Genomic DNA, 12,668 nt, shown 5'->3' with positions numbered 1-12,668 from the left:
GGATACAACCGGCAAAACGGGAAAAGATAGAGAACGAAATGAAGGGAGAAGCTTTTTATCATGCCTTAAAAATTATGGATTCTGTCTGTACAGGATGCACGCATTGTATGCACCTGTGCCCAACCTCCGCTATCCGCATCAAAAACGGCAAAGCTTCGCTGAACGAGGCCGCTTGTACGGATTGCGGAATGTGCCTGAAAACCTGTCCCCAACAAGCAATTATCGTGGAGCAGGACGATTTTAGCCAGATATTTAAGTTTTCCTACCGCATTATCCTGCTTCCCACGGTACTGATCGGTCAATTTCCGGAAGATATTTCAGAAGAACAGATTTTTTCTGAACTACACAATATGGGATTCCACTACGTCATGGAAGTGGATAAGGCAACCGAAATACTTTCAGAGGAAACCCGAAAATACATGGAGAAAAATTCTCATCTCCGTCCTTTTATTTCCAATTCCTGTCCGGCAGTTATCCGCCTGATACAAGTCCGTTTCCCCTCTTTGATCGACCACATCATCCGCTTGAAGCAAGTCATGGATATTGCGGCTATATATGTACGGAAAAAGTTTATAGATAAAGGTATCCCGGCAGAAGAAATCGGCGTTTTTTTCGTCACCCAATGCGCCGCCAAAATAGCTGCCATTAAATGTCCGGTAGGAGAAGAAAAATCTTCGGTCGACGGGGTTATTAACATGGATTTTATATACAATAAAATTTTGTTAGCGATCAATAAAAATAAAGACAAACCCATTGACAAAGTGCCGGAACAGTATCATCTGACCCCCGAATCCATCCGGTGGACTCTTACCGACGGAGAAGCTTCCCATTATGCAGGACGTTGCCTGGCCATAGATGAGATTCACAATGTCATAGAAATTCTGGAAAAACTGGAAAACGATGAAATCACAGATATCGATTTTCTGGAACTGAGGGCTTGCGACCACTCCTGTGCTGGAGGCGCTTTGACGATTAACAATCGTTTCCTGACGATAGAACGCCTGCAAAAAAGAATGGAAAATTACGTCAAAAATCATTACCATACTGTCAATAAAATGCCGCAATACCGGGATTTTCTAAACGAACAAATCCGTCTAACGGGCAAAATACTCCCCCGGTCTATCGAAAAACTGGATGAGAATATGCTGATAGCTATGGAAAAAATGGAGAAAATCAACCGTATCATGAAAGTGCTGCCACAAATCGATTGCGGAGCCTGCGGTACTCCTTCCTGCCGTACTCTAGCCCAAGATGTCGTACAAGGAAAAGCAAAACTGAATCAATGTGTGTTCATGCAGAAAATTCTGACGAAAGAAGGATTGATCACTCCCGAAGAATCAATGGAACTCTCTGCAAAAATATGGGGTGCAGAAAAATTCAATAAATAGCATAGTATATAGCTAATAAAAATATATTAAAACCTAAATCAACCACTGTATGAAAGTAAGGGACATTCTCGAAAAACTCAATCTGAAAGTATGTAGCGGCACCGCTGGTTTAAACCGGGAAATTAAAGGAGGATATACTTCCGACCTGCTGAGTGATGTTATGGGAAATGCCCAGGAAGGGAACATTTGGATAACTCTCCAAACCCACAAAAATATTATGGCTATCGCTTCCCTGAAAGAATTATCGGCTATCGTATTAGTAAAAGGTTATAAGCCAGAGGAAGATACAGCCGCAGAAAGTGAAACCGAAGGCATTCCCATTTTAAGTACGCCTCTGCAGACATTCGAAATTACAGGGGAAATATTTGAACTTTTACGGGAAGAAAAATAAGATCTATGCTACGGGCAGATTTACATATCCACACCGTATTGTCTCCCTGCGGAGATCTGGAAATGAGTCCCCTATCCATTCTGGAAGCCGCCCGTAAACAAAAGCTGGATATTATCGGTATCACCGACCACAATTCTACCCGCCAATCCAAAATCATCCGGGATGCAGCTAAAGCTTTCGGTATCTTTGTATTGACAGGAGCCGAAGTCACTACCCAGGAAGAAGCCCATTGCCTCGCTTTTTTCGCCGACGATGCCCGTCTGGATGTTTTTCAAAAATACCTAGACAAACATTTACCCGATTTTCCAAATAATCCCGAAAAATTTGGCTATCAAGTGGTGGTGGATACTCAGGACCGAATCCTCTATGAAGAAAAAAAACTGTTGATTTCTGCCTTGGACCAAAGCCTGGAGGAAGTGGAAAAATATGTACATTCTCTGGAAGGTATTTTTATTCCCGCCCATATTGATAAAAGTCGGTTCAGTATTCTTTCCCAATTGGGATTTGTCCCCCCGGATCTTTCCTGCGAAGCTCTGGAACTCAGCCCGCACTACGACCCGGTAACTTTTTTCCAGACTCACCCGGAACTGACCTCTTATGCCTTCACCCAATCCTCGGATGCCCATTATATACCAGACATCGGAAAAAGTTTTACTCTACTCGATCTGGACGTAGCCTCTTTTTCAGCTGTCCGACATGCTATACAACATCTCAAAAGAGATAGAATCTAAAAATAATGAAAATTCATTTTTTTTAGATTCTTTGAGATGCAAACGTTGTAATTATTCAAATTTAAATTAAATTTGAAGCGTTTTCTAACATTTTTAATGCAAAATAGTGCTAAATAAGTGAAATCGAAAGTGGGTACGGGTGAAAGATCTGGCTTCACATATCATGGACATCGCCCAGAACTCCGTACGGGCAAAGGCAAGTGAGATTGAAATCGTTATAGATGAAAATCTCACAGAGGATCGTTTGTCTATCACCATTCGGGACAATGGTTGCGGTATGGACGAAGAAACCCTAAAACGAGTGAGGGATCCGTTTTTCACAAGTAGAACCGTCCGCAAAGTCGGATTAGGTATTCCTCTCCTGCAACAGAATGCAGAGCGTACAGGAGGAAAAGTGAATATTACTTCTGAAAAAGGAGAAGGGACAGTGATTGAAGCTATTTTCGGATATACTCATTTGGACCGTCCCCCTTTGGGAGATGTCGCCGGGACGATCGGATTACTCGTAATGGCCAACCCGGAAACTGTATTCCGATACAGCCATTCCTCCCCTAAAGGAGAATTTCATTTCGATACGGAAGAAGTAAAAGCGATATTGGAGGGACTGCCGATCAATACCCCCGAAATCATACGGGGTATAGAAGAAATGATACGGGAAAATGAAAAAGAAATAAAGGAAATATAAATTGTTTTTCCACAGAAAGCTGAAAACGTTTTCGGAATAAAAAAGAAGCAAATAAAAAACGTCCGAAAATCCGAGGAAAGAAATATGTATTCTAAAATAGAATTTATCAACAAAACCACTTCTTATATTGCCCTGGAGGCTTAAATGACAAATTATGGAAAAAATAAAAACGTTAGCTGACCTGAAAAAAATCAGGGACAATGTACAAGCTAAAATAGATTTACGAGAAAAAAGCGAACACCCTGAAAGTATGATTCAAATAAAGGTAGCTATGGCTACTTGTGGTATCGCAGCCGGCAGCAAAGAAACCATGAATTATTTTTTGAATCATCTGGAAGAAAACGGAATTTCAGCAGTGGTTACTCAAACCGGCTGCATGGGATATTGCTTCGCAGAACCTACAGTGGAAATTACCAAGCCGGGAAAAGATCCCCTGGTGTTCGGGCATGTAAATTGTGAAAAAGCAGAAGAAATTATTCAAAAATATTTGAAGCACGACGAATTGGTGGAAGGCATCATCCCCGTTAATTATGAAACCATAGGAGACTAAAATATTGAACACGTATTGAAATTGAGAACTAATAATACCGTTACTTATGAATTATAAAATGCATATTCTTGTGTGCGGGGGTACGGGTTGCCGCGCTTCTTCGAGCAAGAGCATCATCAATAGAATGGAGGAATGCCTCAAAGAACGTAATCTGGAAGATGAAGTGCAGGTCATTGCAACCGGCTGCTTCGGCTTTTGCGAGAAAGGGCCGATTGTAAAGATTATGCCGGACAATACTTTTTACGTACAGGTAAAACCCGAAGATGCAGAAGAAATTATCAATGAACATATTATAAAAGGACGCAAGGTAGAAAGATTACTGTATAAAGATCCCGAGAAAAAAGCAGCTGTCAGCGATTCCAAACACATGGGATTTTATAAAAAACAATTACGTATCGCTTTACGGAATTGCGGATTTATCAATCCTGAAAATATTGAAGAATATATCGGACGGGATGGCTATGCAGCCCTAGCTAAATGTCTCTCTGAGATGAGCCCGGAAGAAGTAATACAGGAAATAAAACTTTCCGGCCTGAGAGGAAGAGGGGGGGGCGGTTTTCCTACCGGCCTGAAATGGGAATTTGCCCGGAAATACCAAGCCGACCAAAAGTATGTCGTATGTAATGCAGATGAAGGAGACCCGGGTGCTTTTATGGACCGTTCCATAATGGAAGGTGATCCCCATTCCGTCATTGAAGCCATGGCCATTTGCGGTTATAGTATCGGTGCCAGCAAAGGACTGGTATATATCCGGGCAGAATATCCCCTGGCTATCGAGCGGCTTCGGATCGCGATCCGGCAAGCTGAAGAATACGGACTGTTGGGAGAAAATATCCTGAATACCGGTTTTAATTTTACCATAGAAATCCGCTACGGAGCAGGTGCTTTCGTGTGCGGAGAAGAAACAGCTCTCATTCATTCGATGGAAGGCCAAAGAGGCGAACCCACCATGAAACCTCCCTTCCCGGCCGAATCCGGCTATCTGCACAAACCGACCAATGTCAATAATGTGGAAACACTAGCTAATGTACCGGTAATTCTTACCCGGGGCGCTAACTGGTTTAATAAAATCGGAACAGAAAAATCCAAAGGGACCAAAGTATTTGCTCTGGCCGGTAAAATTAATAACGTCGGTTTGATCGAAGTACCTATGGGCACCACCCTCCGGGAAGTGATTTATGAAATCGGCGGCGGCATTAAAAACGAAAAGAAGTTTAAAGCCGTCCAAACCGGAGGACCTTCCGGGGGCTGCCTGACAGAAAAACACCTCGATACTCCCATCGATTTCGACAACCTGATCGCCGCTGGCTCTATGATGGGCTCCGGAGGTATGATTGTAATGGATGAAGACGATTGTATGGTGGCCGTAGCCAAATTCTATATGGAATTTATCGTAGAAGAATCCTGCGGAAAATGTTCTCCCTGCCGGATCGGCAACAAACGCTTGCTGGAAATACTGACCCGGATTACGGAAGGTAAAGGCACCCTGGAAGATCTGGAAATGCTTCGCAATCTGAGTAAAGTCATTAAAGACACCGCTCTCTGCGGACTGGGACAGACTTCTCCTAACCCGGTACTTTCCACGCTTGAAAATTTTTACGATGAATATGTCGCCCATATCCAAGACCATAAATGTCCGGCAGGCAGATGTAAAGCTTTACTTTCTTTCCGCATCGATCCGCAATTATGCGTCGGCTGTACGCTATGCTCACGGAATTGTCCGGTAGATGCCATTATCGGAGAACGCAAAGAAACCCATTTCATCGATTCCTCGAAATGTATCAAATGCGGTACCTGTATGGAAAAATGTAAATTCAAAGCAATAAGCATTGTATAAAAGTAGGGTGAAGCTAACCGATTTAGAGGGATATACTCATTGACTAGGAGATAAAAAATTATGGAACCAAATATAACATTACAAATAGATCACCACACCGTAGAAGTACCCCGGGGCACCACTGTACTCGAGGCTGCAAGAGGCGTGGGCATAAATATTCCTTCACTGTGCTACATGAACCTGAAGGATATGTGTATTACGAATCTTCCGGCATCCTGCCGTATGTGTGTAGTCGAAATTGAAGGCCGGAGAAATCTGGCCCCGGCCTGTGCCACCCGCTGCGAAAATGGGATGAAGGTACATACCAGTACACTGCGGGTACTAAATGCACGAAAAACTGTATTGGAACTGATCTTGTCCGACCATCCGAACGACTGCCTGATCTGTCCGAAATCCGGAAATTGTGATTTGCAAAGCCTGGCTGTAAAATTGAAAATCAGAGAGATTCCATTTGCCGGCGAACAAAGTACTTACAAAATAGAAACCTCTCCCTCTCTGATCCGGGATATGAATAAATGTATCTTCTGCCGTCGGTGTGAGATGATGTGCAACGAAGTACAAACGGTCGGAGCACTCGGAGCGATAAACCGAGGATTTTCCGCTATCATTTCTCCGGCCTTCGAACAACCACTCACCACCTCAGAATGTACTTTCTGCGGTCAGTGTGTTGCCGTTTGTCCCGTAGGAGCTTTGACGGAAATGGACCATACCAACCGGCTGATCAACGACTTGAACAACCCACGGAAAACCGTTATCGTACAAACCGCCCCTGCCGTCCGGGCCGCTTTAGGAGAAGAATTCGGCCTTCCTGCCGGTACTTCCGTTACCGGAAAAATGGCCGCAGCCCTTCGCCAATTAGGTTTTGCCAAAGTATTCGATACCGATTTCGCAGCCGACCTGACGATCATGGAAGAAGGAACGGAATTACTGAACCGCCTCACAGCATACCTGAATGGAGATAAGAATGTACGGCTGCCGATACTGACATCCTGCTGCCCGGCTTGGGTAAATTTCTTTGAACACCAATTCCCGGATATGCTGGATATCCCTTCCACAGCCCGTTCCCCTCAACAAATGTTCGGCTCTATTGCCAAAACATACTGGGCAGAAAAAATGGGTATCCCCCGGGAAGACCTTATCGTCGTTTCCATCATGCCTTGTCTGGCTAAAAAGTACGAATGCGGACGGGATGAATTCAAGGTAAACGACGACCCGGATGTGAATTACTCCATTTCTACCCGGGAACTGGCTTCCTTGATTAAACGGGCCAATATCGATTTTAACAGTCTGCCGGAAGAGGATTTCGACCAACCTTTAGGTGAATCTACCGGTGCAGGCGTCATCTTCGGAGCTTCAGGGGGCGTTATGGAAGCTGCCTTGAGAACAGCATACGAACTGTATACCGGACAAAAACTGGAAAAAGTAGATTTTGAAGCCGTACGGGGATTGGATAACATTAAAAAGGCCACTGTACGCTTAAACGGAGTGGAATTGCACGTAGGCATCGCTCACGGTTTAGGAAATGCCCGAAAACTACTGAATGAAATTAAAGAGGGAAAATCCGAATTCCATGCCATTGAAATTATGGCTTGCCCCGGCGGATGCATCGGTGGTGGCGGTCAGCCACTCCATCATGGGAATTCCGAGTTATTGAAAGCCCGTACGCATGCATTGTACGAAGAAGATCGGAATAAACCACTGCGGAAATCCCATGAAAATCCATATATACTAAAACTTTACGAAGAATATCTGGGTAAACCGATGAGTGAAAAAGCCCATCATCTGCTCCATACCCATTATTTCAATAAAAGTAATTAAAAAGAAAGAAGAAAAGGGTCCGGTTAAAGCCGGAACCTGCTCTTTGTTAAATACATTATACTATGTCAGAAATCAAATTATCTGAAAACAAAGTCAATGAGCTGATAAAATTATGCGAAGCATACGGAAATCAGCCCGGAGAATTGATCAATATACTTCATAAGGCACAGGATACTTTCGGCTATCTGCCGCGGGAAGTACAGGAAATCATCGCTCGCCAACTGGGTATTCCGGTTTCCAAAGTATACGGAGTCGTTACCTTTTACTCCTTCTTTACTATGACTCCCAAAGGAGAACATCCCATCTCCGTATGCATGGGTACGGCTTGTTATGTCAGAGGTGCCGAAAAAGTATTGGACGAATTTAAACGGGTTCTGGGAATCAATGTCGGAGAAACTACCTCCGACGGGAAGTATTCCCTCTCCAGCCTACGTTGTGTGGGAGCCTGCGGGTTAGCCCCCGTAGTCCTGATCGGAGAAAAAGTGTACGGCCGCATCGTTCCCGGGGATGTCGAAAAAATTCTGAAAGAACTGGATTAATCATAAGAAAGTTGCCGGAAACGGCAGCTTTCTTTTTATAATTTAATGCATTCAAACAGGCCAAAAACACAGTGATCAAAAATTTATTGAACCGAAATAACTCTTTTCCGGCAACGATCGTAATAATAAAGAAGGATTTAAGATGCCCCATGATCACTAAATTTTATGCCCATGTGTTTTCACAATTCGATGACTAAAAAAGCGAAACAATTGGCAAACCGTTATCAACGCAAGCTCAATTTTTCCGAATCAGAAACAGAATGTGCTGAGAACTTATACCACATTTCCGCTTTTAATAACCCCCTCTATCCGGTGATTACAGCTTCGTCCGAAATCCAATTGTATCGGTGGGGACTCATCCCTTTCTGGGCAAAAACAGAAGAAGATGCCGCCTCTATTCGCACCAAAACTTATAATGCCCGGGCAGAAAGTATTTTCGACAAACCTTCTTTCCGTAGCTCCGTCACAAGCAAACGCTGCTTGATTCCCTCTACTGGCTGGTTTGACTGGAGGCATGAAAAAGGGAAAAAAATTCCATATTTTATTTACGTAAAAGACGAGGAAATATTCTCTATGGCCGGTATTTATTCCGAATGGCAACATCCGCAAACCCGCCAAACCCTTTACACATTTTCCATCATCACCACAGCAGCCAATGAATTGATGCGTTGTATCCACAATACTAATTTCCGTATGCCTGTCCTCCTCTATAAGGAAGAAGAAGAAAAATGGCTTTACCCCGAACTCAACCGCCCTGCCATCGAAGAATTTTTGCAACCTTTTGATTCCGATCGCATGGAAGCTTATGTTATCGACAATCATTTTCTCCAAAAATCTCCCTACGACCCCACAGCCATCAAACCCCTTTCCCCCTCCTCCTAATTACACATTAGGGACGTGCCCTAACGTGTAATTTTTAGAAATTATCTTACCGAAGAAGACCATCGCCAACCTCGGTGAATCGAAAAGAATTTATACACCTCGATTTTCCCCTAAGAGGATAAAGAAAATAGAAAAACTTTTCTTAGCTTTCCTATAAATTACACATTAGGGCACGTCCCTAATGTGTAAGAGGAGAAATTATAGGTGCATTATCTTCATTTAAATAAGTAAAAAATAAATATTATTCAATTACAAATAAATAATATTCAATTAAAGTTGAATATTATAAATTATTTATCTATATTTGTACATATAATAAAAAAGATACGATGAATATGCCTAAATTGCCTGTACAGTGTCCGGGATGTAATGCCCCTTTAAAAGTAAGTAAGCTCTATTGTGAACAATGTGATACAGAAGTATGCGGCTCTTTCCTGCTTCCCCCCTTAAGCCGTTTATCAGAGAAAGAACAAAATTTCGTGATTGATTTCATAAAGGCAGGCGGAAGTCTTAAAGAAATGGCTAAGACCCTAAACCTAAGTTATCCTACAGTACGCAATTTACTAGACGACTTGATTGAAAAACTAGCCTAAATTCTCTCTTATGGAAAAACAACTTACTTTTTGGAAAAAATTACAAAATCCTTTTTTACGGATTGCAGGAGCTGCAGCTCTTGGAATTGGATTGGCAGGAATTTGTCTGAATTCTCTTTTCTGCTGGCTGACAGATCTGCATTTTCAAGGTTTACTTCACATCGGTCCGGCTCCCACAGATGCTTTCGGGGTCATTTTTGCAGAGCATCTGATTATCTGGCTTATACCAGCTTTCCTTTTTTACCTTTGGGGACGACTGCTTTCCCGTTCAAAAATAAGAATAATTGATGTCTGGGGGACGACAGCCTTTGCTCAGCTTCCGCTCCTGGGTATCGGTATTTTCGGATTTTTTCCTGCCGTACAGCATATAATACACATTCAACCTTCCGACCTTACCCCGGAATGGTTTTCTCAGTCAGCAACCATCAGCGGTCTACTTCTCCTTCTCATCTCTCTTTTATTTCTGATCTGGACTTTAATCTGGATGTTCAAAGCGCTGAAAATTTCCTGTAACCTTAAAAGTACACGTCTCGGTATCGCTTATACCCTATCGGTCATTCTGGGAGATATTGTCGCCGTATACCTCATTCATTTGTTATATACATAAACATTCTTAAAACAATTTCCATCTTCACTTTTAAATCCGGAACTTATGAAAATCATTCTTTTTTCTCTCTTACTGTATCTGGGGCTTTCTAATCTAATGGCACAGGAAGAAGCAGTTGTGCTACAAACGCCGACCGGAGACATCTACGGTACCCTGCTCACTCCCGAGCGAAATAACAATCTTCCGGTTGTCCTTCTCATTGCCGGTTCTGGCCCAACCGACCGGAACGGGAATAATCCTCTGATGACCAATAATTCATTAAAGATGCTGGCCGAATTACTGGCAAAAAACGGAATCGCCTCTTTACGGTACGACAAACGCGGAATCTCTGCCAGCGCAGCTGCCGGTAAAGAAGAATCAGTCCTCCGTTTAGAAGACTATGTAAAAGATGTCAAAGCCTGGAGTGATTTTTTAAAAAAGGATAAGGGATTTACCAAAATTATCCTGGCCGGGCATAGCGAAGGTTCTCTGATAGGTATGTTAGCTGCTATCGATAATCCTACAATCTCTCAATTTATCTCCATAGCTGGAAGCGGAGAAAGGATGTCGGATCTGCTCCGAAGGCAATTAGCCTCTCAGCCCCAACCCGTCATCGATCTTTGTATGCCGATTATCGACAAATTAGAAAAGGGTGATACCGTAGCCAATCCCTCTCCCCTGTTATATTCGCTTTTCCGTCCGTCCGTACAACCGTATCTGATTTCCTGTTTTAAATACAATCCCTGTGAAGAAATCAGCCGTTTACACATTCCGGTTTTGATTTTGCAGGGAGATCACGACATTCAATGTTCTGTAGAGGATGCCGAAGCTCTGGCAAAAGCTTATCCCCGAGCAGAGAAACACATTATCCAGGGTATGAGTCACGTTATGAAAGACTGCAACACTCTGGATAAATTCGCTCAAATAGACCAAGTTTATAATAATCCAGCTCTTCCTTTGAACACACAACTTGGAGAAATGATCATTCGTTTTATTAAAAAGTAAAATAAAACCGGAAGTTGTACCGGGAAAATGCTTTCTCTTACTCAACTTCCGGTTTTCTTCAAATTCTTTCCCCCTTAATCATCCGAAATTTCAATCGCATTCTTTTCTCCTCATCGCACTTCATCCGGCCAAGGTACGGGGCTAGCCGTTGCTTTATAAGCAGGGCGCTGAGCTTTCACTTTTCGCAAATAATTTCCCAGCCGCTTCGATAGCTTTTTCACTAATTTAGGATACTGCTCCTCACAATTGCGGGATTCCCCTATATCCTCCCGGATATTGAACAATTCTTTCCTCCCGCTCTCATAATAATAAATCAGCTTCCAATCTCCTTTGCGTATGGTAGCTGTAGCACCGATTCCGGGTCCCGTATTTCCCCATAAATTTGGAAAATTCCAATAAAACTCACGTCCTTCCGAGGGGTCTCCGGTATGGTTCAGCAACGGCATAAAGCTTACGCCATCAATTTTTTGAACTGTTTTATATTGTTTTATGCCGGCCATCTCCAGAATCGTCGGATAGAAATCTTCAATAATTAAGGGTTTCTCACAAATCGTTCCGGCTGCTGTCACTCCGGGCCATTTTACAATCATGGGCTCCCGGATTCCTCCTTCATAAGCGGATCCTTTCCCACTATTCAAAGGAGCATTCTGAGTATGCAATTCTCCATCCCTCCATGCCGGTTCGGCAGACAATCCTCCGTTATCCGACATAAACAAAATAATAGTATTATCCGCCAGTTGATATTTCTCCAGATAATCCATCAAATCCCCCAGACTTTTATCCATGCCTTCCACCAAAGAGGCATAAGCTGCTTCTTTGGGACTGAGGCCTTTATCCAGGTATTTCTGATAAAAACGCCGGTCTTTATCAATCGGCACATGTACGGCATAATGAGCCATATATAAGAAAAAAGGCTGATGATACTGACGGGCTTTATCCAACGCTTTTTTTGCTTCAAGGGTCAGTGCTTCGGACAAAAATACATCCTTTCCCCAATAGTGCTCCAGACCGGGTACGGCAAACCAGGGATTGGGTTTACCGTCCGTTCGGTTCCCATAATTTTCTTCGCTCAAATAAGAGGTAGGTGCACCCCCCGCATGACCGGCTATATTCACTTCAAATCCCATGTGATAAGGACTTTCTCCGGGGGTATTCAAGGCTCCGAAATGGGCTTTCCCACAATGAATCGTATGATAACCGTTATCTTTCAAAACCTGCGCCAAAGAAGTCACCTGGCAGGTATGCTCGATCCCTGCTACCTGACAAATCCCGTTCATATTCCATTCGGGCAACAGTAAAACGTCGCTTTTCTGATCGGTCGTTTTATTTTTCGGATAAGTCCAATTCGTCACCCGATGCCGGGCTGCATTCATCCCTGAAAACAAACTGCAACGACTGGGCGAACTAACACTGCAGGCATAAGCCTGAGTAAACTTCATTCCTTGTGCAGCCAAACGTTCCATATTAGGTGTCTCAAACTTCTCATTTGAAGAAGTGCGTTGTTTCCAAAACGGAACCGAGGTATCCTGCCAGCCCATATCGTCGACCAAAAACAGAATAATATTCGGACGCTGTTCCGGTTGAGCCGCCTGTACACTTTCCAAGCCAGTCCAGGAAGCTACCGCCAAAGATAGCCACAATCTTTTATCCATATTCTTTATAT

General features: G+C 43.2%; 13 protein-coding genes. 12 read left to right on the top strand and 1 reads right to left on the bottom strand.

All coding sequences use genetic code 11. The annotated features are described in order from the left end of the window. Positions 1-38 precede the first annotated feature (38 nt). The 12 genes from HMPREF9449_RS02205 (at position 39) to HMPREF9449_RS02150 (ending at position 11,005) form a co-directional block, all read left to right on the top strand. Positions 39-1,388 (top strand): [Fe-Fe] hydrogenase large subunit C-terminal domain-containing protein, encoded by a 1,350-nt coding sequence (locus HMPREF9449_RS02205; RefSeq protein WP_009135597.1) that lies wholly within the window; start codon positions 39-41, stop codon positions 1,386-1,388. 49 nt (positions 1,389-1,437) lie between these two features. Further along, on the top strand, positions 1,438-1,779 hold the full coding sequence (locus HMPREF9449_RS02200) for a DRTGG domain-containing protein (RefSeq protein ID WP_009135596.1): 342 nt from the start codon (positions 1,438-1,440) through the stop codon (positions 1,777-1,779). A 5-nt stretch (positions 1,780-1,784) separates the two neighbouring features. Continuing rightward, the gene (locus HMPREF9449_RS02195; RefSeq protein WP_009135595.1) at positions 1,785-2,510 is read left to right on the top strand and encodes a PHP domain-containing protein; all 726 of its coding nucleotides are present in this window, start codon (positions 1,785-1,787) and stop codon (positions 2,508-2,510) included. A gap of 139 nt (positions 2,511-2,649) precedes the next feature. After that, complete coding sequence (locus tag HMPREF9449_RS02190) at positions 2,650-3,195, top strand: ATP-binding protein (RefSeq protein ID WP_009135594.1); 546 nt, start codon at positions 2,650-2,652, stop codon at positions 3,193-3,195. Positions 3,196-3,349: 154 nt separating this feature from the next. Beyond that, the gene (locus HMPREF9449_RS02185; RefSeq protein ID WP_009135593.1) at positions 3,350-3,745 is read left to right on the top strand and encodes a (2Fe-2S) ferredoxin domain-containing protein; all 396 of its coding nucleotides are present in this window, start codon (positions 3,350-3,352) and stop codon (positions 3,743-3,745) included. A gap of 46 nt (positions 3,746-3,791) precedes the next feature. Then, a complete protein-coding gene (locus tag HMPREF9449_RS02180) occupies positions 3,792-5,582 on the top strand; it encodes an NADH-quinone oxidoreductase subunit NuoF (RefSeq protein WP_009135592.1) in 1,791 nt (596 codons plus the stop codon). A 60-nt stretch (positions 5,583-5,642) separates the two neighbouring features. Continuing rightward, positions 5,643-7,400 carry an NADH-dependent [FeFe] hydrogenase, group A6 gene (locus tag HMPREF9449_RS02175; protein WP_009135591.1) on the top strand — a complete coding sequence of 586 codons (1,758 nt, stop codon included), beginning with the start codon at positions 5,643-5,645 and terminating at the stop codon, positions 7,398-7,400. A gap of 62 nt (positions 7,401-7,462) precedes the next feature. Beyond that, positions 7,463-7,939 (top strand): NADH-quinone oxidoreductase subunit NuoE, encoded by a 477-nt coding sequence (gene nuoE, locus HMPREF9449_RS02170; RefSeq protein WP_009135590.1) that lies wholly within the window; start codon positions 7,463-7,465, stop codon positions 7,937-7,939. 171 nt (positions 7,940-8,110) lie between these two features. Continuing rightward, the gene (locus HMPREF9449_RS02165; protein ID WP_009135589.1) at positions 8,111-8,821 is read left to right on the top strand and encodes an SOS response-associated peptidase; all 711 of its coding nucleotides are present in this window, start codon (positions 8,111-8,113) and stop codon (positions 8,819-8,821) included. A 329-nt stretch (positions 8,822-9,150) separates the two neighbouring features. Next, positions 9,151-9,414 carry a DUF2089 family protein gene (locus tag HMPREF9449_RS02160; protein WP_009135588.1) on the top strand — a complete coding sequence of 88 codons (264 nt, stop codon included), beginning with the start codon at positions 9,151-9,153 and terminating at the stop codon, positions 9,412-9,414. Between the two features lie 10 nt (positions 9,415-9,424). After that, positions 9,425-10,021 (top strand): YIP1 family protein, encoded by a 597-nt coding sequence (locus HMPREF9449_RS02155; RefSeq protein WP_009135587.1) that lies wholly within the window; start codon positions 9,425-9,427, stop codon positions 10,019-10,021. A 45-nt stretch (positions 10,022-10,066) separates the two neighbouring features. Beyond that, positions 10,067-11,005 carry an alpha/beta hydrolase gene (locus HMPREF9449_RS02150; RefSeq protein ID WP_009135586.1) on the top strand — a complete coding sequence of 313 codons (939 nt, stop codon included), beginning with the start codon at positions 10,067-10,069 and terminating at the stop codon, positions 11,003-11,005. Between the two features lie 110 nt (positions 11,006-11,115). Here the strand turns inward: HMPREF9449_RS02150 and HMPREF9449_RS02145 are convergent, their stop codons facing one another. Next, a complete protein-coding gene (locus tag HMPREF9449_RS02145; RefSeq protein ID WP_009135585.1) occupies positions 11,116-12,657 on the bottom strand; it encodes a sulfatase in 1,542 nt (513 codons plus the stop codon). Positions 12,658-12,668 lie beyond the last annotated feature (11 nt).

This window comes from Odoribacter laneus YIT 12061 (assembly GCF_000243215.1).
Lineage (GTDB): Bacteria > Bacteroidota > Bacteroidia > Bacteroidales > Marinifilaceae > Culturomica > Culturomica lanea.
This window is presented reverse-complemented; position numbering and strand designations above follow the sequence as displayed.